The 25,572-nt window shown below is 46.5% G+C and carries 22 protein-coding genes and 1 riboswitch; of the genes, 12 read left to right on the plus strand and 10 right to left on the minus strand.

Going from position 1 to position 25,572, the window contains the following annotated elements; all coding sequences use genetic code 11:
* The first annotated feature begins 191 nt into the window (after positions 1 to 191).
* Positions 192 to 1,247 carry an HD-GYP domain-containing protein gene (locus H569_RS0118180; RefSeq protein WP_027366141.1) on the plus strand — a complete coding sequence of 352 codons (1,056 nt, stop codon included), beginning with the start codon at positions 192 to 194 and terminating at the stop codon, positions 1,245 to 1,247.
* A gap of 37 nt (positions 1,248 to 1,284) precedes the next feature.
* Here the strand turns inward: H569_RS0118180 and H569_RS21025 are convergent, their stop codons facing one another.
* The gene (locus H569_RS21025) at positions 1,285 to 2,676 is read right to left on the minus strand and encodes a sigma-54 interaction domain-containing protein (RefSeq protein WP_051273757.1); all 1,392 of its coding nucleotides are present in this window, start codon (positions 2,674 to 2,676) and stop codon (positions 1,285 to 1,287) included.
* A 272-nt stretch (positions 2,677 to 2,948) separates the two neighbouring features.
* Here H569_RS21025 and H569_RS0118195 point away from each other — a divergent pair, with 272 nt between their 5' ends.
* From H569_RS0118195 to H569_RS0118210, 4 genes are all read left to right on the plus strand, one after another.
* Positions 2,949 to 3,299: an Asp23/Gls24 family envelope stress response protein gene (locus H569_RS0118195; protein WP_027366142.1), complete on the plus strand. Its 351-nt coding sequence runs from the start codon at positions 2,949 to 2,951 to the stop codon at positions 3,297 to 3,299.
* A gap of 94 nt (positions 3,300 to 3,393) precedes the next feature.
* Complete coding sequence (locus H569_RS0118200; RefSeq protein WP_027366143.1) at positions 3,394 to 4,626, plus strand: metallophosphoesterase; 1,233 nt, start codon at positions 3,394 to 3,396, stop codon at positions 4,624 to 4,626.
* Between the two features lie 231 nt (positions 4,627 to 4,857).
* Entirely contained in the window at positions 4,858 to 5,655 is a 798-nt protein-coding gene (gene cbiQ / locus H569_RS22110; RefSeq protein ID WP_027366240.1) for a cobalt ECF transporter T component CbiQ, read from the plus strand.
* A complete protein-coding gene (locus H569_RS0118210; RefSeq protein ID WP_027366144.1) occupies positions 5,634 to 6,467 on the plus strand; it encodes an ATP-binding cassette domain-containing protein in 834 nt (277 codons plus the stop codon). Before cbiQ ends, H569_RS0118210 begins: the two co-directional genes overlap by 22 nt.
* 32 nt (positions 6,468 to 6,499) lie before the next feature.
* Here H569_RS0118210 and H569_RS0118215 read toward each other — a convergent pair whose 3' ends face one another.
* The 3 genes from H569_RS0118215 to malQ all read right to left on the minus strand — a co-directional run bounded on the left by H569_RS0118215 (position 6,500) and on the right by malQ (position 12,832).
* Positions 6,500 to 7,597, minus strand: coding sequence for a GerAB/ArcD/ProY family transporter (locus H569_RS0118215; protein ID WP_027366145.1), 1,098 nt, complete (start codon positions 7,595 to 7,597; stop codon positions 6,500 to 6,502).
* 249 nt (positions 7,598 to 7,846) lie between these two features.
* A riboswitch (cobalamin riboswitch) is annotated at positions 7,847 to 8,037 on the plus strand.
* Between the two features lie 274 nt (positions 8,038 to 8,311).
* Entirely contained in the window at positions 8,312 to 10,744 is a 2,433-nt protein-coding gene (locus H569_RS0118225) for a DUF3536 domain-containing protein (protein ID WP_027366147.1), read from the minus strand.
* A gap of 39 nt (positions 10,745 to 10,783) precedes the next feature.
* Positions 10,784 to 12,832 carry a 4-alpha-glucanotransferase gene (gene malQ, locus H569_RS0118230; protein WP_027366148.1) on the minus strand — a complete coding sequence of 683 codons (2,049 nt, stop codon included), beginning with the start codon at positions 12,830 to 12,832 and terminating at the stop codon, positions 10,784 to 10,786.
* Positions 12,833 to 13,141: 309 nt separating this feature from the next.
* Between malQ and H569_RS23440 the strand changes: the two genes are divergently transcribed.
* Both H569_RS23440 and H569_RS0118240 read left to right on the plus strand, forming a co-directional pair.
* Positions 13,142 to 13,552 (plus strand): MerR family transcriptional regulator, encoded by a 411-nt coding sequence (locus H569_RS23440; RefSeq protein WP_257720130.1) that lies wholly within the window; start codon positions 13,142 to 13,144, stop codon positions 13,550 to 13,552.
* A gap of 33 nt (positions 13,553 to 13,585) precedes the next feature.
* Positions 13,586 to 14,431: a zinc metalloprotease HtpX gene (locus H569_RS0118240; protein ID WP_027366150.1), complete on the plus strand. Its 846-nt coding sequence runs from the start codon at positions 13,586 to 13,588 to the stop codon at positions 14,429 to 14,431.
* A 57-nt stretch (positions 14,432 to 14,488) separates the two neighbouring features.
* On the opposite strand, the gene H569_RS0118245 is transcribed toward H569_RS0118240, so the two are convergent.
* Entirely contained in the window at positions 14,489 to 15,142 is a 654-nt protein-coding gene (locus tag H569_RS0118245; protein WP_027366151.1) for a nitrite/sulfite reductase domain-containing protein, read from the minus strand.
* 104 nt (positions 15,143 to 15,246) lie between these two features.
* Here H569_RS0118245 and H569_RS0118250 point away from each other — a divergent pair, with 104 nt between their 5' ends.
* Entirely contained in the window at positions 15,247 to 16,701 is a 1,455-nt protein-coding gene (locus H569_RS0118250; RefSeq protein WP_027366152.1) for a vWA domain-containing protein, read from the plus strand.
* 42 nt (positions 16,702 to 16,743) lie between these two features.
* Here H569_RS0118250 and H569_RS0118255 read toward each other — a convergent pair whose 3' ends face one another.
* Both H569_RS0118255 and H569_RS21030 read right to left on the minus strand, forming a co-directional pair.
* Entirely contained in the window at positions 16,744 to 16,944 is a 201-nt protein-coding gene (locus H569_RS0118255; protein WP_027366153.1) for a hypothetical protein, read from the minus strand.
* A gap of 77 nt (positions 16,945 to 17,021) precedes the next feature.
* On the minus strand, positions 17,022 to 17,690 hold the full coding sequence (locus tag H569_RS21030) for a hypothetical protein (RefSeq protein ID WP_051273761.1): 669 nt from the start codon (positions 17,688 to 17,690) through the stop codon (positions 17,022 to 17,024).
* A gap of 156 nt (positions 17,691 to 17,846) precedes the next feature.
* Here H569_RS21030 and H569_RS0118265 point away from each other — a divergent pair, with 156 nt between their 5' ends.
* Positions 17,847 to 18,317: a calponin homology domain-containing protein gene (locus H569_RS0118265; RefSeq protein WP_027366154.1), complete on the plus strand. Its 471-nt coding sequence runs from the start codon at positions 17,847 to 17,849 to the stop codon at positions 18,315 to 18,317.
* A gap of 93 nt (positions 18,318 to 18,410) precedes the next feature.
* Here H569_RS0118265 and H569_RS22685 read toward each other — a convergent pair whose 3' ends face one another.
* The 3 genes from H569_RS22685 to H569_RS21040 all read right to left on the minus strand — a co-directional run bounded on the left by H569_RS22685 (position 18,411) and on the right by H569_RS21040 (position 21,110).
* A complete protein-coding gene (locus H569_RS22685; RefSeq protein ID WP_034631425.1) occupies positions 18,411 to 18,773 on the minus strand; it encodes a CAP domain-containing protein in 363 nt (120 codons plus the stop codon).
* Positions 18,774 to 19,281: 508 nt separating this feature from the next.
* Positions 19,282 to 19,455, minus strand: coding sequence for a hypothetical protein (locus tag H569_RS22690; protein WP_157833585.1), 174 nt, complete (start codon positions 19,453 to 19,455; stop codon positions 19,282 to 19,284).
* Between the two features lie 515 nt (positions 19,456 to 19,970).
* Complete coding sequence (locus tag H569_RS21040) at positions 19,971 to 21,110, minus strand: mechanosensitive ion channel family protein (protein WP_238492600.1); 1,140 nt, start codon at positions 21,108 to 21,110, stop codon at positions 19,971 to 19,973.
* 277 nt (positions 21,111 to 21,387) lie between these two features.
* On the opposite strand from H569_RS21040, the gene H569_RS0118290 reads away from it, so the two are divergent.
* The 3 genes from H569_RS0118290 to H569_RS0118300 are packed head-to-tail and all read left to right on the plus strand — an operon-like array spanning position 21,388 to position 25,563.
* Positions 21,388 to 23,238 carry a spore germination protein gene (locus H569_RS0118290; RefSeq protein WP_238492601.1) on the plus strand — a complete coding sequence of 617 codons (1,851 nt, stop codon included), beginning with the start codon at positions 21,388 to 21,390 and terminating at the stop codon, positions 23,236 to 23,238.
* The gene (locus H569_RS0118295) at positions 23,235 to 24,341 is read left to right on the plus strand and encodes a GerAB/ArcD/ProY family transporter (protein ID WP_027366156.1); all 1,107 of its coding nucleotides are present in this window, start codon (positions 23,235 to 23,237) and stop codon (positions 24,339 to 24,341) included. The genes H569_RS0118290 and H569_RS0118295 overlap by 4 nt, the downstream gene beginning before the upstream one ends.
* A complete protein-coding gene (locus tag H569_RS0118300; RefSeq protein ID WP_027366157.1) occupies positions 24,325 to 25,563 on the plus strand; it encodes a Ger(x)C family spore germination protein in 1,239 nt (412 codons plus the stop codon). Before H569_RS0118295 ends, H569_RS0118300 begins: the two co-directional genes overlap by 17 nt.
* Positions 25,564 to 25,572 lie beyond the last annotated feature (9 nt).

Raw genomic sequence — 25,572 nt, forward strand, 5'->3', positions numbered from 1 at the left:
CTGAGCAGGGCTTTAAAACAACGATTTAGGGTTGTGTCGCGCGTGTTGCAATTTTGCGACACAGATGTACTGGAGTTTACTTTTTGGGTATTAATTATACAACAGTTAAGATGATTGGTATAAGTTATTTGTTTTTTATGCTAAAATAAAAAGTAAATTTTTAGTTTTTATAGCAGAGGTGGGCAATTAATTTGTTATGCTCAGTTGAATTGTTAAAGCCGGGTATGGTTTTGGAAGAAAATATATATGATCTGGAAAAGGTGCTCCTTCTTTCTGCCGGCACTGTTTTATCACACGAGAGTATAAAAACAATTATGCGCCTCGGATACACTGAAATTAATGTCGAGGGTGATTCAGTTTTGCCGGATAACGCAGGCAATCGACTCGACAAGGTTAAAGTGGAGCAATTTCAGAATACCTATGCCGAGATGGAAAACGAGGTTGCCGGTATCATTAAATATATCAGTGACGGCAACTTTATTGATATGAACCGGGTTCATAGCGTGCCGAGCACGCTAATGGGAAAAATAGGCAATAATTTGGGGGATGTTTTTTCGTACCTTAATCACGTCAGCGTGCTGGACGACCATACAATGGGGCACAGCATCAATGTATCCCTGATCTGCGCTGTTATATGTGATTGGATCAAAATAAATCAAACCCTGAAGAAGGATGTTATTGTCGCAGGGATGCTGCATGATGTAGGTAAAAGCCTTGTCCCGCAAAATATATTAAAAAAGCCCGGTCCACTTTCCCGGGAAGAATGGGAACAGGTTAAACAGCACCCGGTCAATGGTTATAAAATATTGAAAGAGGCCAAAGCTCCCGATCCAGTGCTGATCGGGGCACTTATGCACCACGAGCGGGGCGACGGCACCGGCTATCCCCTGGGTTTAAAGCAAGCAAAAATACCGCTAATTGCCAAAATTGTGGCTATTGCGGATATCTATGACGCTATGACCTCTGATAGGACTTACAGGGCCAAAATGTGTCCCTTTCATGTGATCAGGCAGTTTCAGTTTAATTATTTCGGTATTTTGGACACCCAAATTTTAATGACGTTTTTGACCAGGATTGCTGAATGCTATATAGGAGAATTGGTAGCATTGACCGATGGGACAGTAGGCGAAATAGTTTTCATCCCCCCTGGCGATCCCGCCAAGCCGCTTGTTAAAACAAAATTCGGCTTGATTAATTTACAGGACAAGCCTGGTCTGGAAGTTGATCATATAATCACTAAATACTAACGGCGGTGCGAAAGTTCCGAACGCAGCGGGGACTACTTTATTCTATTTGCTCCAGTTTTCGATATAAAACAGAGCGATGGATACCAAGTAAACGCGCCGCTTCTTTTTTATTGTTATCTGTAACGGTAAGGGCCTTTAATATGGCTTTTTTTTCTGCTTCCTTCACTACTTCATGCAGAGGTCTGACGGTGCCGGAGAAAGAGCGGCCTTCCAACTGCCTCTCCAGGCGTTTCTTTAAAACGGGAAAATCAGAACGATAAAGAATTTTATCCTCCGCCAGATTAATTGCCTGCTCCAGAAGGTTTTCCAACTCGCGTACATTTCCCGGCCAGTCGTAGCTGAGGAACATTTCCATAACTTCCTGGTCGAGACCGGTGATTGTTGCTCCAAGCCGTTTATTAAGCTTTTTTACCAGCTCTGAGGTCAGATCGGGAATGTCTTCTTTTCGTTCTCGCAGCGGGGGGACCTGGAACAGAACTACATTTAAGCGGTAGTACAAATCCTCCCTAAACAGGTTGGCGCGCATCATCTCTTCCAGGTTGCGATTGGTTGCAGCTATAACCCTGACGTCAATGGGCACGGGCTTATTGCCCCCAATTCTTTCAATCTCCTTCTCTTGCAGCACCCTAAGTAACTTAGCCTGCATCGTCCTGTCCATGTCGCCGATTTCATCGAGGAAGATCGTGCCCCCCTGGGCAATTTCAAATTTACCAAGTTTACCGCCACGTTTTGCTCCGGTGAAGGCCCCTTCATCATAGCCAAAAAGCTCGGATTCCAGCAGGTCCATTGGTATCGACGTGCAGTTTACCCGTACGAAAGCCCGGGTTCTGCGGTTACTGGCGTTATGAATGGCGTGGGCAAACAGCTCCTTGCCCGTACCGCTTTCACCGGTAATAAGCACGGTGGAAGATGTTTTAGCCACTTTATAAATCCTATTTTTAAGTTTGAGCATTCTGCCGCTGTTACCAATGATTTCATCAGCTTCATACTTGGCGCGCCTCACATGGTCCAATTCGGCGCGATAGCTGGCAAGTTTATCTTCCAACTTTTTTATTTTTTTTGCGAAATCAAGAGCCAGTCCAATTTCGTCACGAAACACACTCCGCCCAAGCACGCCAATAATCTGGCCGTCCTTTTCAATGGGCAGCCTCGTTACCACCACCCTGTTGCCATTAATTGTCCAAATATCACCATACTGTGGTTGGCCGGTTTTAAGTACTTCCAATAATTGCGTCTGGGGAACAATTTCAAGGATGTGCCGGTTGATTAGTTCTTCGGGACTATAACCTAGAAATTCTGCGTAACCTTCATTAATAAACCTGATTATACCCCCTGTGTCAACAAATATTATTGCCTCATGGGGGGTTTCCACCATTGCATTTAGTAATTCTTCCTTGGTAAACGATTGGTTGCTTATTTTATTGGCCATATTGACTCCCCCTGCAGTGATTTATTCGACATATTGTGCGTATTTCCTTTGCTTATAATCAGGAGACGGTTATTCTTTGCGCTGCGGCAATTCCCCAATGACAATTTTCAGGCTGCCGGGTGCTTGCCTTCTTCCATAAGATTATTTTTTGCATGATAGGTGCATTGGTCATTGATATACCCTGTGATAATGGTTTATATTTATAAGAAAACTTTTAAAGGCAACTTTAAAAACTACATTAACGAAAAAGTCGGGTGCAGGAGGGCAAATAAATGAAAGCTTATCCTTCCGAAAAAAACAGCATGGGAACCATCAGGTACAACGAAGATGTTCTCAGGACGATAGTTGGCATTGCCCTGTCACAGGTCGAAGGCATTGCAGGGGTTGAAAGCCGGGTGGCGGGCAATATTCTTGCCCGTAAAAGTTATTCCCATATCAGTAAGATTACGGTAGAAGATAAGAAGGTTATTGTGGATGTAGCCATTGTGGCCAAGTATGGAATGTTACTGCGTGAGTGCGCTCAAACGGTACAGCAAAAAATTAAAGAGAATATTGAAGAAATGACTGACTTATATGTTGCTGCTGTAAACGTGACCGTGGCCAGTCTGGATCTCCAGGAATAATTATTGGCTAAGACCTGTTGAAGATTTAAAACCAAATATCAGCCGGCTGCATAATCTGTTTATCAATAGATTATTTTTCAAGGAGTGTTAGTGCATGCCGGCAGTGGTGGCGATCAGCGACCTGCATCTGGGCGAAGAGTCTTCGGCTTTGAACCCCCTGTTGGGAAAGGTCGTTCCCCCAATTTTGCAGGATGATGATGCTTTCAAAAATCCCCCGCAAAATCCAACCCCGTACGAGTTGAACATTTTATTGCATAAGATTGCCTGGGAGTCGGGTGGCATAGCTGAAGTGGTTTTGGTTGGAGACATCATTGACCTGACCCTGGCCGCCTACAGCGATTGTCTCTTGCAAGCGCGGGAATTCTTTCGTTTAATTTTTACCGGCCTATCGCCAGGCGCTGTGGTATGGGTTCCGGGAAACCATGATCATCATATTTGGTTGCAAGTCTGCGAGGAAGAATATATTAAATGGCCACTGCTCAATGAACAATTGCCGCGCGAATATCCCAGAATTACAGGGCCGGGCAAGGAAACAGGCGCCTTTAACAGCATGAATTTTGGGGTGCGGTTCTTGCTTAATCTATTACCGCCCTTTTTAAGGGGGCGCTTCTGGCTTGCTTATCCCAATTACGTTACTACTTGTGGTGAAAAAACGATTTTATTTCACCACGGGCACTTTTTTGACCGCAAGCAGTCCTGGATTGGTGCCAATGTGATTCAGGCTCAAAACCTGTCCGAGTTGGAAATGTTTAATTCTTCTTATCTTGAATTTATCATGTATGGCAGCGGCCAGTCCGGCCGGCTCTCGGAACAAATAGAAAACGCGTATGAGGAGTTCCGCTGGTTGTTGGAAAAGATGGGCCATGTATTAGATTATATTGCTATTAGGAAAATTTTCCAAAGGCTGTTCGGTAATTTGAAAAAAGGCGGCGATCGTAATGCCACATTAGGATCCGGGCTATCAACGCGCATCGAAAAGTACCTGCAGTACATTGAGAGTGAGCGTGAGCTTGCTCCGGAGGTATATCCCCCGGAATTCAGCCTTGTATTTGGCCATACTCACCGCCCTGTACACGGGGAGCAAGTGGGAAACTGCCAGGTCTACAATGCGGGAGGTTGGACTGTGGATGAATTGTGGCCGGGCAGGGATAACCTGCGGTCAAATGTATTCGTCGCTGTGCCGGGTAAGCAGTTTGAAGTCCGGCAATTTTCGATAAGACGGGATATTTATGATTTTTGCCACAACCTAAATGCCGCACTTAGGGACGCCGTAAAAATAAACTTTGGTGCTGTTCCCCGTGGTTTCGGAGAACCAAAAAATGATTGACCATAACCGGTGGATTCTATATAATTAAATTGATAATGCAGTCATGAAGGCTGTACTTAAGAATATCGGCTTGTCATTGTGATCGTTGCTAAGCTATCTCCACAGTGAATGCTGCGTCACTTCACTATTGTTGCATTTAATAATTAAAATTAACATAAACAAAAGGACCACGGAGGTTCTGTCGGATAAAGGCAGGTTTTCGTGGTTTTTATTTTTTCGGGGGGCGCGGTCATGGATTTTTGGTATTCCGTTAATAATAATACGTGGATGGGCCGGTTGGATCCCAGGGTAAAGATTGTTTCGCTGGCCGGTTTTATTTTCATTATGATGTCGTCAGATTCAATTGCAGCTCTGCTGGGTGGAATGACATTTATAGTTTTACTGGGTGCTCTGGCCGGGATCTCCTTTACCATGTTCTTAAAAAGGCTGCTTTGGATACTGCCTTTCGGAGGGGTTATGGCAGTCATTTTGCCATTTGTCGTACCCGGCGCGGCAATTGCCCAGTTTCATCTGGGAACGCTGGAGCTTACAATGTCTGTTGAGGGCATGACCCGGGCTGCCTTGCTGACATTGCGCATGGGTTTGGGCATATTCGCCGTTACACTTTTAATTGCCACAACCGGTTTTGGCCGGATAATGTCGGGATTGCGCCAGATGCATGTACCATATGTTTTTGTCGCTATAATCGAATTTACCGTCAGGTATATTAATGTGCTGCTTGATGAGCTAAAGACCATGTCTCTGGCCCGCAAAGCCAGGGGGTTTGAATCCGGGCGCAGTTTCCTGCACAGGCGCACTTTCGCAACACTGGGCAGTCAGGTCGGGGTGCTGTTTATGAGGGCCGGCAGCAGGGGCGAGAGGGTTTACCAGGCTATGCTGTCCAGAGGTTACTGCGGCGAAACCGGAGCTGTCCTTAGTAACGGCTTCAGGCTCCTTGATATCGGCTTGGGCCTCGGCATTCTTGCTGTGGCCATGTTTCTTCAAGTATATGATGCCGGGGGTTGGCAATGGCTAATATCATTAAAGTAGAGAACTTGTTTTTTACGTATTCAGATGGAACCAGGGCTTTAAACGGAGTTTCTTTCGCCGTTGAAGAGGGCTCAAGGGTGGCCATGCTTGGTCCTAATGGGGCGGGCAAGTCCACCCTTCTTTTACACCTTAACGGGCTGCATTTACCCCAGCAGGGCTCTGTATCGGTGCAGGGGCGGGAGGTAAACAAAAAGACCGAAAAGTGGGTGCGAACAATGGTTGGTATGGTGTTCCAGGACCCTGATAATCAGGTGTTTTCATCCACCGTATGGGATGATGTGTCGTTCGGGCCGGTTAACATGGGACTGAGTAGTGCTGAAGTTACCAGCAGGGTCAGCAAGGCACTGCATGCTGTGGGGATGTACGAATACAAGGACAAGCCCCCGTATCATTTAAGTTACGGCCAAAAGAAAAGAGTTGCTATTGCCGGTATCCTGGCCATGGAGCCCGGGGTTATCGTTTTGGATGAACCCATGGCGTACCTCGATCCATCAGGCAAAGAACAGGTGGTGAACATTCTTGACGAATTGCATCAAAGAGGGATAACTATAATCATAGCTACCCATGACGTAGATCTGGCTGCAGAATGGGCGGATCACATTATTATTGTTAAAGATGGGCGAGTTTTGGCTGATGGCGGCTCGGAATTGCTTATCCAAAAGAAAATTGTAGAGGAAGCCAGTCTGACCTACCCGCTGGTGTCGCGTATATTTTTAAATATACCGGAGCTGGCAATAACAGTGCCAAGAACGGTGAATCAGGCAGTTAAGGTAATACGGAATCTAATTAAAAGTAATGCAATCAAGCAATAGAAACCGGTTAAAACGGCAGGTACGGGCTTTCTCTAACTTTTGGGCAGTATTTTTCTTTTTATTAAGGCAATCATCAATAGCATCACAGGAATGCCAAATTGGAAAAGAAGCAAAGAATAAAAGGGCCAGACATGAGCCAAGAAGATTGATATGTCTATGGTATTGTTGGCTACAATAACAGATAGTGCAATTAAGATTACCCCTACCGGCAGGACCAGCGGCCGGTAGTCCTTAAGTCTAAGCCATTGGGCCATGCCAAAAACAATAACGAAATAAAAAACGGCTATTTTTATCAGCCCGCCGGCAATCCAAATAGCCATTATGATAGGTTCAGGCCGCTGGATAAATTTCGATACACTAATCAAACGGGCTGCATTTAAAACGGGATACATCATTGATGAGATTGAAGCCCCAAATACAAGTAAACTTCCTGCAACATGCAAAAGAAAATTCAAGCCCACAAGGATAGTTGAGGCAATAGTTACCTTTAAGGATTGTTGAGGTTTGTTTAAAAAGGGTATGAACATGGCAAAAGTAAATATTTCCGTCATCCAGCCCATGGGAACCAGTGATCCCTTAAATATATCAACGGCATTGGTTTCAAAAACAGGTAACAACCTATTGATATCCATTTCCGGAATCAATAGAAGGAATAGTACTAAAATTGATAAAATGATCCACGGAAAAAAGACTTCCAATGTTCTGGCCAGCACCTCCAACCCCTTTGTAACGGCGTAGGCAATAACCAAAGTGGCCACAACCGGAAAAACAACCAGCGGCGTTTCCGGCATAAAAACATCCGTAAGAAATTCAGAGTATTCTCTGAACATGATAGAAGTAATGTGAATAAACCATAGGAGGTAAAAGAAGGCTAAAATTTTACCCGGCCATAGCCCCAAAATATCTTCCAGGTATTCTATCAGTGTTTTCCCCGGGTAGAGGGAGCTGAGCCTACTTGTTATCCAGGCTATTGGTATGCTTAATAGAATAGCTGTTAGAAGTGAAATCCAGGCGTCTTGTTTGGCTTTCTCGGCGATAATTGCCGGCGCGCTTAGCCAACCCGTCGCGATAACCATGTTAATGTTGATATATATGGCCTGCTTGTTGCTAATCTTTATATCTTTTAACATCTTATCCTCTTTCGCCAAATTTATAATTTAATAGGATTAGTTATGCGTTAAAGATTGAACATTTATGAATTTTTATCAATAAAATCCAAATTTTTTGTATCAATTTAGCTACAGCAACCGGAAATTGCTTCGCTGCGCCCGCGATGTAATGAGGCGAAATTTGTCATCGCGGGGAGTGAAACGACTGATCAATCCAATACTTTCATCTCTGGACAATTAACCTGGATCGTGATAAAATGTCCATAATTTAATACAAGTACAGGCCAAGGTTCCCCCGGGTCCAAACCGGGGGGTAAAAGGGAACCGGGTGCAAATCCCGGACGGTCCGGCCACTGTGAATGGGGAGCATTTCCCTGAGGCCACTGGGTTTATTGCCCGGGAAGGCGGGAGATGTGCTATGAGCCATGAGTCAGGAGACCTGCCTGGTCGAAGTGGTATCGCCTTCCGCGCAAAGGCATGGTGCATTTGGTTTATAGTTCATCCCAAAGATTAAGCCCGGCTGGCGTGGAACAGCCGGGCTTTTTAATACTTCGGGAAGAGTTTATCCCCATATTTATGGCCGGGAATTAAGATTAAAGTATAAAAAAGCGCGCGCAATGAGAACTGGTTGTGTACGCTTTTTACAGGTTTAAAACCCATTTACTCCATACTTTCTTTAACCGTCGAATTTTCGCCGGTTACTTTTTTTCCGTTGTGAAGTGCTTACGGCAATAACTAGCTTCCCTGGTACACTTTTAGTCTATCACCAAGTGTGGAGAAGTGTTTAAGCCACTCCCCGGCATCGTTATCTTCAGGTGGTTTTTTAGCTTGAACCGGGTAAACGGTTTGGAGCAGCCCATAATAAACGTTCTGCACTTTCCAAAGGTCTACCTCAAAGGGCAGCGAGCGGGCCAGTCCGGTCAGCATATCCAGGTTTTTCAGCAAATTAAGGTCCAGAGGATTTTTGAGCCAGCGGGCAGCTGAGTTTTCCATTGTTTTGGCAAGGATATAGCTTAACCCATCGTGATCAAGGCTGATTTCCAATGCTTTTGCCTCTTTCAGCAGGCCGGTGATATAGTCCAAGTCCGGGGTCTCATTGGCAAAAGACCGCCGCAGGCTGGTATTTAAGTAGAAATCAGCGGCACAAATCAGGGCGTGAGGCAAAGGAGTGCCCATATCTTTTAAAAAACGCATTAGAAATGCATGATGTTCGTAAATTTTTCGGTAATCGGCTTCAATTTCCTCCAGCGTGGAATTAAGAATGATGTCCAGGATGTTGCGCTGCTGGTCTTTAAATATTTCTTTGAGTGAGTAAATCACTCCGTCTTCAAAATAAAAATCAAGCAGCCTGATTACCTCTGGTAAATCGGCCTGGTTAAAAGCCGCTGTTACTTCCTGTTTAAGCTCCCGGTACAGGTTTTCGTTCACGAAAACTCTGACACCGCAATTGACGCTGTGATAACCGAAATAAACCACTCCATAGCAAATGGTGGCGGATTCTCGGGTAATCAGCGAAGTGATCCTTGCCTTGCCCACTTCTAATTTTGCTTCACCTGCTATGGCCGCTTGTTTTTCCAACCGGTCTATATCGTAGCAAAAAATTCTGGTTTTATCACCATATCTTGTAAACAAGGAGCTTATGGCATAATGGGCACCCACTTTGGGCAGGTCCACCATTGATGGTGAAATATATTTTTTGTAGATATCCGCCCCGTTTCCAAGCTCGCTGCGGTTACTTTTGGCCTGGGACAGTATTTCAAGGAAATCTTTTTCCAGCCCGGTGCCGAACAATTCTTCCGCGAGTTGAATTACCCGCCTTGCGTACTGTAGTATTTGAATGGCTTCAATTCCTGAAATATCGTCAAAAAACCACCCGCAGCTGGTGAACATCAGCATGGCGTTTCTTTGCAATTCCATTAGTTTAAGTACTGCTATTTGTTCGCCGTCATCAAGCCGGTGCACGGCGTGGTTATTAATATACTCATCAATGTTTTGCGGTGAGCGGTTCAAAATAACTTTAATGTATTCGTTGCGCGCAGCCCATGGATCTTTAAGGTAGATGCGGGCTTTTTGTTCAAAAAGCGGAGTTATTTTGTTGCGCAGCCAGTTTAGAGAATGGCGCAAAGGTGCCCGCCAGGCTTGGTTCCAACCGGGGTTTAATCCGGAGTGGCAGCCGCAATTGCTCTGCCAGCGTTCCACCCCGTGGGCGCAGCTCCACGCGGTGAACTCTTTGATTTGCACCTCGTGAGTCGGGGGATATAATTCAAGGTATTCTCCGTAATTGGTAATCCGGGCTATTTTGCGTGTTTCGATATAATCCAGCGCGTATGCCAGAGCCATTTCGCCGTGCCGGTGGTGGTGCCCGTACGTTTCACCGTCGGTGGCAATATGCACAAGCTGGGGGCGGTCCTGTAATTCGTAAAAGCCGCTTGCCAACCGGTGGGCGAACAGTTCGCCGTTGGTAAGCAGGTTTTCAAAGGCAACAGCCTGGGCTATGGGCCCATTGTAAAAGAATATATTAATGTGCCTGTTGGAACCGGGCAGGTTCAGGCGGTACGGCATAGTTGGGTCTATGCCTTCAGGTCCCACCTCGGCCCAGTTTTCTGTGCCCAGTTTGCGGAACCGGCCGGCTTGGTACGGGCTTAGGATGGTGAAGCGGATGCCCAGTTCCGCCATTATATCGAGAGTATCCAGGTCGACGGCTGTTTCCGGCAGCCACAACCCTTCCGGAGAACGGCCGAATCTTTTTTCAAAGTCGCGGATGCCCCAGCTTACCTGGGTATATTTATCCCGGCGGTTGGCCAGGGGCATGATCATGTGGTTGTAAGCCTGGGCCATGGCTGAGCCATGCCCGGAAAAATGCTTAATGCTGGCCTGGTCGGCCTGGATGATGGCTTCATACACCTCGGGCTCATTGGATTCCATCCAGTCAAGCAGGGTCGGCCCGAAATTAAAACTGATCCGGGAATAATTGTTAAAGATTTTTTTAATCCAGCCCTTTCCGTTTAGAATCCTTGCCGCGGCATTCGGTGCGTAACATTCGAAACTGATTCTTTCATTCCAGTCATGATAAGGATAGGCTGAATCTTGTACCTCTATGGCTTCAAGCCAGGGGTTTTCCCGCGGCGGCTGATAAAAGTGGCCGTGGATGCAAATGTATTTTTCCATGATACTTCCTCCTTGTAACGGGACAGGGCGAAATAGATTCTATTTCTTTTTTCTTAATTCATTAATTTTTAGCAGCAGGCTGTTAATCCTGTTGGAAACGGTGAACTCTTCAACGCTTTTCCTGGATTTACGGCGCCAGTTCGGATATTCGCCGGTTGTCCCGGGAATATTTTGCGGGGACTTTTCCAGCCATAAATCCTCCAGGTTGATTAACATCATTTTCGCCGGCCCGGCGGCCAAATAATTCAGGCAGCAGCTTATTGCGGCTTTAATGCTTTTTTTCCCGGCCCCGTTTCGTTTCCTGCAATGAATATTTTTGATCAGGGCAGCGCGATCAGCTGCCTTATTGCTGCGCCAAAAAGACGCAAAAGGTTGCATGTCATGCGTGTTCAGACAGGCCAGCGAGCCGGCGGGCGCCTGGTTTGGCAGTACCCTGCCCGCGCGGCGCTTGAGCTCAAAAGGCAGCACGTACATGCGCAAAATTTTTCTGTCTTCCATTTCTTCTCTAACACCTGCCGGGACCATACCAAGATCTTCGCCTACCAGGACAGTTTTTTGCCTGTTTGATTCCAGGTTCAAAATGGCATAGAATTCCTTGGCCTTGTAGCCCACATAAACTCCATTTTCAGCTGTTTGACCGGTAGGGATCCAAAACAGGCGGTGAAACCCCATTACATGGTCAATCCGCAGGACGCCGGCCTGCTTCATGTGATGGCGCAATACATCAATAAAATAGCCATAGTGCTGCTGCCGGATGTGTTCCGGATGCAGGGGAGGAAAATTCCAGTTTTGCCCCTCTGCATTAAGCAAATCGGGTGGAGCCCCACAGCTGGCGTTAAGGGCAAAAAGGCTTTGCCTGCTCCAAACATCATAACCGGCCGGGTGGACGCCCAGGGGTAGATCCAGATACAGGCCGGGCCATTCCTTGCTAGCCTGACTTGCTACCGCTTGCAGCTGGCTATGGGCGAGCCACTGAACGTAAAGGTGGTATTGTTCGGCTTTAGGGTCGCAGTCTACCGCGCGAAGTCTTCCATTGCGCATATGGTCCGGCCACTGCTGCCACGGGGTATTCCTTTTTTCCATGACCGCCCGGAATCTGGCATAACGTTTTACCTCGGGGTTGGCTTCAACCCACCGGCGCAGTTCGTCATGCCGGGAGGAGCCGGAACTCTCGAGGTATTCTAACAATAGTTCCAGTATGTTTCGTTTAAGACTCATTACGCGCCGGTAATGCACCAGGGAAACGGCGCGGAGTTCCGCCAGGCTATCCCTAAAAGCGCGGGAATTTACCAAATCCAGTGCGGCGGAACAATGTTTTAATTCCGGTACCCGGCTCATGTCCAGGTAAAACTCGTTCCAGAATAACCGGCTGGCCGGTGCATACGGACTTGGTTCAAATGGTTCACTTAAAAAAGAAGCTAATAGCGGGAGAGTCCCTGCAAAGCTGCCGCCAAGGTCAGCTGTCCACTGCAGTATTTTTTCAAGGTCGCCAAAATCGCCGGCGCCCCAATTATGCTCCGAGCGAAGCGCATATAACGGCATGAACGTTCCCCAGCTGCGCTTAGCTTCCAATGCTAAAGGAAAGTAAGCTTGAGGTGGCGCCACAATGATAAGTATTTGATGTGATCCGTCGGGGAGGTCAAATTTGCAGTGGTGGTAGCCGACGGGTAATTCTTCCGGTAAGGGTATGGACCTGGTAACATATTTTAAGCCATCCACCTCTGTTACCTGAGCGGTAAGCTGGTCCAGACCGCAGTTCCACCGGCGCAATTCGCCGTTTTCCAAATGAAAAGTCAATTCCAGGTCACAGGTGGTTCCGGCCGGCAGGCGCAGTTCAATAAAGCCTGGAGTCCCCTGATAGGTCGCCACCACGGGTTCACAGCAGCGCTGCCATATTTCTTGCTTTTTATGATGAAGGGCTTCCGGTATATCGTTGGGACTTTCTATTTTAACCCCCAGCGCTTGCAATATCGCTATTAAATTTTGTGGCTCTATTTCCCGGCAGGTGCCTCCTGCTGTTGTGTATTTTGTTTGTATGTTATGCAGGGATGCCAGTTTTTGCAGGTTGGAATACTGATTTTGGTCCATTATTATTTACCTCATTTAAGACACTGGCTCGGGTGCATGTTACACTGATTATTATATGTGGGGTCGCGGGTTTTTAAGCAGTTTCCGTTCGACTGAAATTCCGATGAATTAATTTTATCTAAATCGGATGTTGTTTCATAGTAAATTTTAAACCCTTTAATATTTACTGAGCTCAATAATCATACATAATAATACAAAAAAGTTCAATCAATATGGCAAAACAGTGTAACGTTGGACTGTACAGTATGATGGTTATGGTTTATAATAAAAGATGAGGTGATGTAAATTGGGGAGTTAAGCAAATATAGGATTGGTGAAATTGCCCGGCTGGCAGGGGTCAGCAGAAGGACGATAGACTACTACACCAACCTTGGCTTGCTTGAACCGGTTCGATCGGAAAGTAATTACCGGTTTTATACGGATAAGTCGTTGCTGAGGCTAAAGATTATTGAAGTGTTAAAAGCAAACAGATTCACTCTGGAAGAAATCAAGCGGTATTTAAGCCAACTCAATGATGAACCGTCATGCTCTGTAACCATTGACCTTTTAAAGAAACAATTTAAACAAATTGAATCCCAGCTGGTCAAATTGCAGCCCGCTGCAGTTGCAGGCCTTGATGAGCATCAGGCAGTTCAAATGAGAAATAAAATTATGTTACAGGGTATTGCCCTGGTGCAATCCTTGCTGGTTTATTTAAATGAAGTGACGTCAAGTTTTTAAGACAAATTTTCTAGAAAGGGAGGTTGGTTTAAGATGAATACATTAAAAGTGTGGCTGTTGATGAGCGGTCTAACCGTTTTGCTGGTGTTGATGGGTGACGCGTTGTTCGGACAGTCAGGCGCAGTGATGTTTTTTGTTATTGCCATGGCGCTAAATTTCTTCAGTTACTTTTACAGTGATCAAATCGCTATTAAAATGACCCGATCCTACCCTGTATCTGAGGCTGAAGCCCCCGAACTTTACGCCATAGTCAGAAGATTATCAGACCGGGCCGGAATACCTATGCCCAAATTATTTGTTACTCCGTCGGATCAGCCCAACGCTTTTGCTACCGGCCGCAACCCGGACCACTCGGCTGTGGCTGTTACTGAAGGTATTATGCGCCTGTTGAACCGTTCCGAGGTTGAGGGTGTGCTGGCGCATGAATTGGCCCATATTAAGAATAGAGATGTTCTTATCGGTACCGTAGCAGCCACCATTGCCGGTGCGATATCCATGATGGCCAACGCTTTTCAATGGGCGGCCATATTCGGGATGGGCAGGGGAGATGATGAAGAGGGTGGCGCCAACCTGATAGGTGGTCTGGCAATGGCTATATTAGCTCCAATTGCCGCCATGATCATCCAGATGGCCATTTCCCGTTCCAGGGAATATTCAGCGGATGCAACCGGCGCCCGCCTGGCCGGGTCCCCGGACGGTTTGGCCAACGCGCTATTGAAATTGGAATCGGCTGCCCACCGCATCCCCATGCAGGTAAACCCCGCTGCGTCCCATCTTTTTATTGTAAACCCGCTTTCAGGCGCATCCCTGGCTAAGCTGTTCAGTACTCACCCGCCTATTCAGGAAAGGGTCAGCAGGCTGCACAGTATGAGATTATAGTTAAATTTTGAGGGACTGAACCAGCCCAAACTGGTCAGTCCCTTGTTTAATTTTTTTCTACAGGATGGATTTTTTTACTTCTTCGATTCCGGTGCGTTCCACGAACCTGGCTGTTCTTTCTCTGTTTCTGGCGTTAGCTTTATAGTAATCAAAGAATTTTTGGGCAAGAGCTATAACTTCCTCTGCGGTAAGGTTTTCTGCCAGAACATCGCCAATCCTGGGCCTTCCTCCGGAGTTGCCCCCCACAACCACCGTCCAGCCGGATTTTTTGCCGAAAACACCAAAATCTCTCACGTAGCACTCCGCGCAGTTCATTGGGCATCCGGACACGCTGATTTTAGCCTTGGCGGGCATTTCCATGTTCACGAACAATTTTTCCAGTTCCCCGGCCAGACCTAGCGAATCCTGAATCCCGTATTTACACAAAGTGGTGCCGGGGCAAGCCTGGACATAATGAACGCATAGTCCCACTGCCGGCCCGACATCCATGCCCAGGTCCCGCCAGACTTCCTCTACGCATTCCGGTTCCAATCCCACCAGTGCCAATCGTTGGCCCGAGGTGATCTTTATTACCGGTATGTTGTGCTTGCGGGCTGCCCGGGCGATATTTTCCAGGGTATCAGGTGTTACCAGGCCCATGGGTGATCTTGGCACAATGGCATAAGTCTTTTTGTCCCTTTGGATAAAAGCTCCCCTTGGTGCTTCATGCATAATTATCCCTCCTGGTTGGAATAAAGTTTTTAATGTGTTATATTCCAGATAAGGAGTAGTTTTCCCTTGTAACAATCAGATAAAAATAATCACGAGGTAATCTGTTGCTCCTGGCGAACGCGTTAATGGCGGGTGATGATATGAGCAAAATGGGAACAGTTTTTGCGGGAAAAACAATTGAACCGATCGCATTCTTTGAGCGATTATCCAAATTTATAGCTGTGTTAAGGAGTTTGGGTCTGAATACGGGAACCTCGGAACTCAGCGATGCCGTCAGGGCGCTGGCGGAGGTGGATGTTTTGGACCGGAATCAGTTTCGTGCGGCGCTCAGGGCTACGCTGGTGAAAAAACAGAAGGACGCCAGGGTGTTTGATCTTGCTTTCGACAGGTTTTTTGCACCCTGCGAAGTCAAGGACCAGTGGCGTCGCCGGGAAACAAAAGAAGCCGCTGAACTGGAACAGTTAATGAAGAGTTCACAAGCAGAAATTATGGATGGTGTTTCACGAAGCGGGGGGGAATGGGCCGGTGGTGCCACCGAACAGATTAAGCTTACTGAAGACCAGCTGGAAACCTATGCCCGCTTGCCGGAAAATGAGCGCAAAAAAATTCGCGATTTATTGGAGAGCTACCGGGGTAATCCGGTTAATGACCCTTCCGATTTAATTGCCCAGGTGGTGGAGGCTTCACTTGATTACTGGCGTTATCACCTGAACAAGAAAGAAGAAGAGCAAGGGGAAGCCCGGCCGGATTACAATGTCAGCTATTGTGGTGACCAGGAGGCGGATGAAATAATTAGATTGGTGGCCCGGGACCTGGTTGGAGAACCCGAGGAGTCGCTTCTGGAAAAGGATATGCGGGCAATAGGTGAGCAGGATATGCCGGTGGTAACTGTGCTGCTGAAAAAAATGGCCCGCCGCCTTGCCACCGGATTATCCCGCCGCTACCGGGGCAGCAGGAAAAAACAGGCCATTGATATCCGGCGCACTGTGCGAGGCAGCATACAATTTGGCGGTATTCCTTTGTACCTTCGTTACCGGAGCAAGCGTGTGCAAAAACCAAGGCTTGTACTGGTATGTGATGTATCCGCTTCGATGGCCCGCTACGCCCGTTTGATCATTCAGTTTATCTACGGTCTTTCCGATGTGGTTAAGGATATTGAAACATTCATTTTTTCTGAAGACCTGGAAAGAATTACGCCACAACTTGAAAGGCGCCTGGGATTCGCACAAACGATGTCCGCAATAATGTTGGAGAGCGGCCAGTGGGGTAAAACCACTAATCTTGCGGCTTCCCTGTGGACATTTATTAACGGTTACCAGCACCTGTTAACCCGTAATACTTTTTTTATAATCGTGAGCGATACTAAGACCCTTGAACCTGAAAACACCGCTTTGCTCTTGGCAGAAATTAAAAAGCGCGTCAAAGATATTTTGTGGCTGAATACGCTACCCCGCAAACAATGGCAGGATGTCCGGACTGTCGAACTTTTTGGGAAAACGGTCCGGTTACTTGAAAGCAACACGCTGTCACAGTTGGAGCGTTCCATGAAACGGCTATGAAATCGATTAATGCCCCGCAAGGGGGCATGACTACTTCTTTTTTCAGCCAAAGTAGAAGGGGTAAACTTTAGTTTCTTTGACCCACCTTTCAATGCTGAACGGTAGCACACTGAATGGATCATAGCTGATTTTAACTTTGTCGTCAATTATTTGTACTTGTTCGATGCCTGGCTTGCTTAAAAGTTTTTTTACCACTTCCTCGCCGGTTTTGTTTCTGGGAATTTCCAGTGTAATGATAGCCAAAATGACACCCCCGAAGATCATTGAGGGTCAGGCGCTGCCTGACCCTTGTTTAAAGTTTCAAGCATAACTTGTTTATATTATCTCGGCTTGTGACAGTGATTCCGGCAGGGGTCCGGAAAGAGCTTGCCCGGGCAGACGAAAGGATCAATGGGAGATACTGCTTCACATTCTGTAGGTGTGCAGAAGCCGAAAGTGGGCACAAGCAATTTTACGGGGGCCACTGAACTGATCACAATGCACAGGTTAATGGCGCAGCAAATTTGGCCGTTTGTAACTATGCAGGGGCCGCAGGAACTGTTTACGACTTCACAGAATGTGCGTGTGCCTTCCGGAGCGCAAAGGGAAACCGTCTTGAAGAAAGAAAACTCATGTGGATCATGATGATGTCTTTCAAAGCTGTCGTGATGTATTTTGATCTTTATTTTTACGGTTATGGCAAATGTAACATTGGCCCGGCCATGTTCATCCGGCTCTGTGCGTCCAACTTCCTCGCAGTCTGTGTGTACGATCATGCAGTCGATTACTGATCCCGGGGGAGGTGTTGAGCTTGGTGTAAAACAGTTGTTTTCCAGGTGTAAGGACTGGTAGCAAAAATCATAAACTTTGTAAGTTTCGATACAAACAACATCGAAACGGTGCTTGGGATCGTGGTGGTTGGGGTCGAAATCTGGTCCGGGGTCATGATGGTGCTCAACATGTGCAACGCCCTTAGTGTTAGCATCTTTTACATTAACGTCGTCAGACATTTTGATTCCTCCTTTTATCCACTAATAATGGACTTAGTATAAAAGTATGTCAATTAATGGTATAGTGTGCAAATAATAAAGATTTTTTTATTTTTCATTAACAAAAAAAGTCTGGATTAAGTAATATATATAAATTGATGAAGCAGGTGGTTTGATATGCCCTGGATTTGGAACCCGCTATGTGGAAATATTTGGGTTGATGCGCCCGGAGGAATAAACCCTGTCAGACGGGGCGGTAAAGCCTGGGGAGGCTGCGCCGGGAGGAAAAAAATGAGATGTGATGAACCCGTGGTTAAAGATGAGCGCGATACTGCGCAAGGTCGGGTGATTGAAGTGGATATTAAAGGTGACCTTGGGGAAAAAACTGTTGATGTTGAAACAAAGCCTGTTGTACCCCAAAAAATACCTTCAGGTCCCGGTGATGTATGCCGGAGTAATCTTAAAGAGAAATTTGATCAAGTTGCGCCTGGTATTTTCAAGTTTAAGCATTCCAATGCAGCGCCCGCCTCCGGACAAAATGGCCGGCTATCTTTAAATAACCCAGCTTCAGCCCTGCCTGGTGATCTCGGTAAGTACAGAATGGTTGGTACAGCCGGCGACGGCACACCGGTTTTCACCTTTACATGAAAGAAGTAATAACGGCGGTCGGCCGGTAAATTAGCGTAAAAACAATATGGCACACTAAAAACCCAGCAGATAATAAACTGGGTTTTTAACTTTTTAATTCCCTGCAAATAGTTGGGTAACATACACCCCGTAGGGAGTTTCAAATATACCTATGCCGATGATGGTATGCCTGGGGTCAAGGACGTTGTTGCGGTGGTTGGCGCTGTTCATAATCAGTTCGTGTGTCCTGAGTACAGTGGCAGCTTTGGCGATGTTTTCCGCCCCCATGACCATGGCGCTGAAACCGGCTTTTATCTCCATGCTTAGAGCAGAACCGTAAGTCGGGGAGGTGTGCCTGAAATAACGGTTATGATACATATCCTTGCTTTTCATGCGGGCCAGTTGCACCAGTTTGGGATCTACTTCATACATAGGTAAGCCGGCTTTGCTTCTTTCTTGGTTAACCAGTTCCAGCATTTGCTTTTCGCCGCCGGTTAAGGTGACTAGATCACAAGGTTTTATATGGGAAGTATATGCAGAACCATGATTCTGCGAAATGCCGTCTGAGTTATTTGTTGGAATTTGCGTTTTACGGCATGATATTGTTAAGTCGTCGGCCGGTTGACCGGTTCTCTGGTTAAAACGGTCACAGTAAAGTTTGTTATTGGATAAGCCGGAATAAGTGGGCGAATTTGTACCGGATAATCCTTTCCGCCAAGGAATTATGGTTCTAATACTGGTTGTGCCACCAGGCGGATTTGTTTGGTTATTCTTTTTGCCTGCCGGTCTGGTTGTTGGTTGAGTAATGACATATCCCCCCATTATATCGTAATGTTTTATACATTATGTAAAATAGTTTTGAACCGTGATTATAAAAACACGCGTTGCTAACACTTCCATTGGTCGCGCGCGATTATGCTTTTGAAATTTCAAAAGCGGCCATTTAATAGCCGCTTTGCATAAAAATAAAAATATGCAATTGTTTTTAAATGCTGGCAGGTATCCATAGCCCGTCGATTAATTGTTCAATATTGATTTGTTTGCCCAAGGTTTGATAGGTTTGAATGTAAATTTGGACTAACCACCTGGAATAGAGGTGGTATTGCCTGTTTTCACCGTCGCCGTTAATGGTTAACCGATACGCTGTATTGAGTTTCATAAGACCACCTCCATACTCATATTATGCATATTATACACAAAGGTTATTAATAAGGCAACAGTTTTTCAAGAAAGTTTATGTTAATTTGTGGTTAAGTAACCCGGACAGCAATTCTTAAGGCCTAACAATAAATGTTAACTAATAATTAATACTTTTTTTACAAATTTTCATTTAATTCTTAACTCATCTTTGCTATAATAAGCATGTAATTATTTTTAAGTACTTTAAAAGGAGGTGAGATATGGTAATGACCAAAGAATTAATTGACGAGATCCTGAGGGGCATTGGCTTGGAAAAAATTGAAATTGAACCCGATGAAAAGCGGGATACCTTGTCCAAGGATAGCTAACAATGAATAATTATTTATTGAATAATATTTAAGGAGGTTTTTAAATTTGGTACCGGAAAATAAGTAACCGGGGGCTGGAGTTAAGCAACTAACCCGCCCCCGGTTTGGTTTTGGTTGTATATTTCATTCTGTATACTTCGTGATAAGCCAAATTCGATTGGCCCAATTATTGCCGGTCCCCGGTGGAATGGTTTTCCTCTTCCCGCTGGTACAGCACCCGGCGGGGATAAGGGATTTCAATGCCTGCCCGGTCCAGTGCATATTTAAAACGACGTCGTAATTCGCGTTCTACAGACCATTGCTCACCGGGAATGGTTGGGGCAATGGTACGGATATTGACAGAGGAATCGGCAAGTTCGATCACACCCTGGACCTGGGGCTCGTCTAAAATTGTTTCGATATCTCGGTAGGCAATATGGCTTTCCTGTTTTAACACTTCAATGGCCCGGTCAATGTCTTCCTCGTAAGCAATTCCCACGGTTACCACAGCCATCATTTGTCCCCGGTTGTAGTTGGTCACTTTAGTTATTTCCCCGTTAGGAATAATGTGCAGCTGCCCTGTCCACTGGCGGATTTTGCAGGTGCGCAGACCGATTTCCTCCACTGTGCCAATTACCCCTGCTGTTTCTATGAAATCACCGACATTAAATTGATTTTCAAATAAAATAAAAAACCCGCTGATTACGTCTTTAACCAGGTTTTGTGCTCCAAACCCCACGGCCAGACCCAGTATGCCGGCGCTAGCCAGGATGGCACTGGTGTTGACATTGAGAATTTCCAAAATCATCAACGCGGCCAGGAAAAAAATTATATAAGTAAGCACACTGCGGAGTAATGCTTCAAGAGTCTGGGTCCTCCGTTGCTCATTTAGTTTATGGCGCTCAAAAATTTGTTTAACGGTCAACTGGCCGATACTAATTGCAAGTTTGGCTCCAACAAGTACTCCCACAATCTTGATAATTTTAACACCTATGGATTTCAGGTCATCCGCTGAAATTACTTTCACATTAAAGATTTGAAGGATTAAAATAGCTGCAAAAAAATATCCCCCGTAAAGAAGCAGCGTTTTTAATAAAACCCTGGTTGAGCGGATTATGTTATCTGATACGAGGCGATTGTCTGTTTCATTATCCTTATTTTCTTCGTTGCTGCCCCTTTCTTTCATTACCCGGTCAAGAATTAAGGATAAAATTTTTATTAGCAAGTAAGTTGTAAATAGTACTACCGCTGATAGCCCAATATTGATCAATAAAGATTGAATGTTCGCCGGATTCATGATCCAGTTTCTAACCTGATCGACAGTCATTTGAAGTTGGTCTTGTGTAATTCTTATCACCTGCCTTATTTTATTTTTGCGGTATATTATAGATCACAAGGATATTATACCATGCGAACTGGTGTTTTTGAAGTGATTATCACCCTGCGGGAGATGACTCTTTCATCCGCGCATCGCCCGTAAATACCATCCGTATCGGATATATCCACATAAACCACCAACTGCCAGGGTATTACTAATATTCGAGATTGCTATATGCGGTTTTAATGGTTATTATAGTTGGTTTAAGCCTGACCCCGAGGTGGTGGTGGAGTTGTTGAAGTATCTGCTCTACAGGAAGCCAAGTTTTATACCGTCTGTTTTTGAATCAGGGATTGAGGACCGGATGGATGAGAACTCTAATCAATCCGGCGGGAATAAAAAGGAAGGTTCTGCAAAAGATTCCACCGGGTTTGGAAACGGCGGCCGGCAGGATCAAGATGGACGGGGCGGAGGAAAATCGAAAGACGGGGGAGTGAAGAGCAACCCTGTAACAGAGAAAAGGTTTGCCGGTAAGATAGCGGAAAACAAGGCTATTGACGACATAATGAACAATAAAGTTAGGCTTTATCCGGGCCTGGATAACAATAAGCAGGTGCTGGAGAAAATTTTTCGCGTGCCCCAGAACAAGGACCCGGTTTTTAGACCTATCTCAATTGGTACTAAGCCTCCTACCAGAGCGATGCTGCTTTACCTGGATGGGATTACCAATACCCAGTTACAGAATAGCACTATCCTGCAGCCGCTGATGCTTCTTTCGGAACTGAGGAATGTTGGCCAGGATGGGGGTGCTGCCGTCGGTAATCAAGATGATGAAGATTTTATCGAGCGGATAAAGGAGGCGGTACTCCCGAGCAACCAGGTTTCCGAGGCTGAAACTTTCGAACAAGTGGTTAACGATGTGCTAAATGGCAACACTGCGTTGATCATCGATGGTTTTGACCGGGCCATACTGATGGAAACCAAAGGCTGGCAGTACCGTAGTGTTGGCAAGCCCCAGGTTGAGGCGGTAATTAGGGGTCCACAGGAAGGCTTTACCGAGCTGGTCAAAATTAATACCACCCTGGTGCGCAAGATCCTTCACCGCCCCGCTTTGGTAGCCGAATATGTCAATGCCGGCGCCGTCGGTCCTGCGCAGTGCGCTGTGATGTATTTGGCGGATGTGGCAAATCCGGATTTGGTCAAGGAAGTAAAAAAACGGCTTGAATTAATCCGCGCCGATTATTTAAGCGAACCAGGCCTGGTGGAACAAATGATTGAGGATTCACCCGTAGTTCCGGTTCCTCAGGTGCTTACCACCGAGCGTCCGGACCGGGTGGCAGCCGGCCTGATCGAAGGCAAGGTGGCTATTTTTATCAACGGTAATCCCTTTGTTATGCTGGTGCCGTGTACTTTTTTCAATCTAACGCAGTCCCCCGAAGACGCCTACATCAGGTGGCCCGCCGGCTCCTTTATCAGGATTATCCGCTATCTGGGACTGTTTATGGCGCTGCTGCTCCCGGCTCATTACATCGCTATCGTGGCTTATCACCCGGAATTTATACCGACGGACCTGCTGCTGGCCATGACTGGAGCCCGGGAAAAGGTGCCATTTCCGTCTATAGTGGAGGTTCTGGTGATGGAAACGTCCTTTGAACTGATCAGGGAAGCAGGGATCAGGATTCCAGGCACTGTCGGCACCACTCTGGGCATCGTGGGGGCTTTGATTCTTGGTCAGGCGGCAGTATCGGCCAACATTGTCAGCCCTATTTTGATCATTGTAGTGGCGGTAACCGCTTTGGGCTCATTTGCCATACCCAATTACTCTTTTTCTTTATCCATAAGGCTATTGCGGTTTGTTTATATTATGTTGGCTTCCGTTATGGGCCTTATGGGTATTTTGGTTGGGGTTTACATACATATTGGGGTATTGGTTTCCCTGAAGTCTTTTGGAGTACCTTTTATGGCGCCGGCAGCGCCGGTAACCATTAAGGGGACAGACTACTTCATGCGTGGCCCGGTATGGAGCCAGGAAGCCCGGCCGGATTATTTGGATCCGTTGAAAACCCGGCGTCAACCCCCAAAAAGCCGCAGCTGGTTGCGGCGGGGCCGCGGCAAGCGGGGCGGAGGTGGCAAATGAGCCGGTTCAGGCCCGTTGTAGGTGCTTCTGAAGCTATAACACTACTGTTTATTTTTATTTCGTCCAAGGTTTTTTTAACCTATACGGTTTTTTACTATCATAAAGGTTTGAATGCCTCCTGGGTTATTCCCCTGATAACTACCATTGCCGGCGTTGTGGTTGCATTATTGCTGGTTGCTTTGCTTAACCGGTATCCAGGCCTGGATTTGGTTGAAATTGGCGAGGAACTGGCAGGCCCGTATTTAAACCTGCTGTTTGCCTTTTTTTACCTGGCTCTGCTGCTGCTTGGGGCCGGGATGGCCCTGCGGGGGACCAGTGAAGGTGTGGTGTCAGGGTTTCTTACGGATACGCCAATCAGCCTGGTAATCGCTTTTTTTATCACCGGTACGATGGTAGTGAGTTACCTGGGACTTGAGGCTGTTGCCCGTACCGCCAGGTTCTTTGTCTCGGTGTTGGTGGTTACAGCTTTGGTTTTGGTTGCTTTAACCATCCCCCTGTGGCACTGGGACGCATTTTTCCCTTTGCTGGGTCCCGGCCCGCTGAAATTGCTGTTGGGGAGTTTAAACTTTACCGGAGACTTTGTGCAAATTATATTGCTGGGTTTGATCTGTCATTTTTTGCCGGCCGGCAGGATCAGGGCCATTGGTGTCGGGGGTACGCTCATTGCGGGTTTTTTTCTGTTTTTATTTACAACGGTCCCTATTTTGGTATATGATTACCCGCCTGTAACTGAATTAATGCTTCCTTCTTTTGAACTGGCCAGGATCATTAACATGGGCAGGTTCGGCCAAAGGATGGAGGTTTTATTTGTACCATTATGGGTTTTTGGCAACATGATCTTTCTATCCATCTCCTATTACGCCGCGGCTGTAGTGTTAACCCGTATCTGTAAACTTAGGGATTACCGCCCGTTTGTATTGGCAGCGACGGTTCTTACTGCGGTCATTGCATTTATTCCACAAAATGTGATCCAGGCGGCATACTGGAGCCAGCTATATCTGGGCCGTTACAGCTTGGGGATGCTGGTGGCAATTATATTGCTGCTGCTGCTGATTTCCATATTCAGGGGCAAGGGAGGCGGCCTTGATGAAAAAAGTAATTAGCCTTTTGTTAATTGGGTTTCTTCTTTTACTGGTACCCGGCTGTTATGACTACAATGACCCTGATGAAATTGCCTGGGTGTTGGCCGTTGGACTGGATAAGGGGAAGCAAAACAAATTGACTGTAACTGCTGTTGTTGCGGTGCCCAAGAATATCGCAGGCGGGGGAGGCGGCCAGCCTGCCTCGGGCGGAGGCGGCGGAGGCGGCTTTTTTACGGTATCAATGGAATCTCCTACTTTTTTAAGTGCCCTGGAACTGCTGGACTCCGTGGTGGACAGGCGGGCTGATCTGAGTCACATTAAGTGGTTTGTTTTTTCACGGGCTTTGGCTGAAGAAGGTATAGCGAAGTATATTGATGTTATGGCCAGGTTTCACCAATTTCGCAGGACCTCGCACATCATCGTTTGCGAGGGCAGGACCGAAGATTTCCTGTCAAAAGGCGTGCCCAAACTTGAGGATAACGTGGGGAAATATTATGAACTGCTGCAGAGGGGGTGGCGGTATACCGAGTTTATACCTTTTGATACTTTCGAAAGTTTTTATCTTAAATCCAAAATGCCCGGTGTTGCCCCGCTGGGGATACTGGCATCGCTCAACCGTAAAGAGCCCGTATACACCGGTAATTCCCAAAAGGAAAAGGGGAATTACCAGGCGGGAAAGATTCCCCGCAAGGGCGGCGGTGAGTTGGAATTTATGGGGGCCGCCATATTTAAAGGGGGTAAAATGATTGCCACATTAAATGGGAACCAGGTCGGCGTGCAGAAAATTTTCGACGGCACAATGAAACGCACATTTATTAATGCGCCCGACCCCAAGCACCCGAATGATTTCATTATTGTTGAGGCCAAGCCGCGCCAAAACCCGCAGGTTGATGTGCAGATAATTGACGGTTACCCGCACATAGCCGTTGATATTAAAATGGAGGGGGAAGTGGTCAGCATACAAAGCGGTGAGAATTACACCACCCCGGACAGGCTTTATATTATTGAGAATGCAGTTGAAAAAATATTATACAAGGAAATTAGTGACACACTGGCTAAGAGCAGGGAAATAGAAGCAGATTTTTTGGGGTTTGGGCTTCATGCCAAAAAGTTGTTTTTAACTTGGCCGGAATGGGTGGCTTACAACTGGGATGAAAAATACCCTGAAGCGACCTTCGATATCAAAGTGGATTACAAGGTGCGCCGCACCGGGTTGTTGCATGAAATGGCGCCTCTGCAATAGGAGTGGTAT

This window comes from Desulfotruncus alcoholivorax DSM 16058 (assembly GCF_000430885.1).
Lineage (GTDB): Bacteria > Bacillota > Desulfotomaculia > Desulfotomaculales > Desulfallaceae > Desulfotruncus > Desulfotruncus alcoholivorax.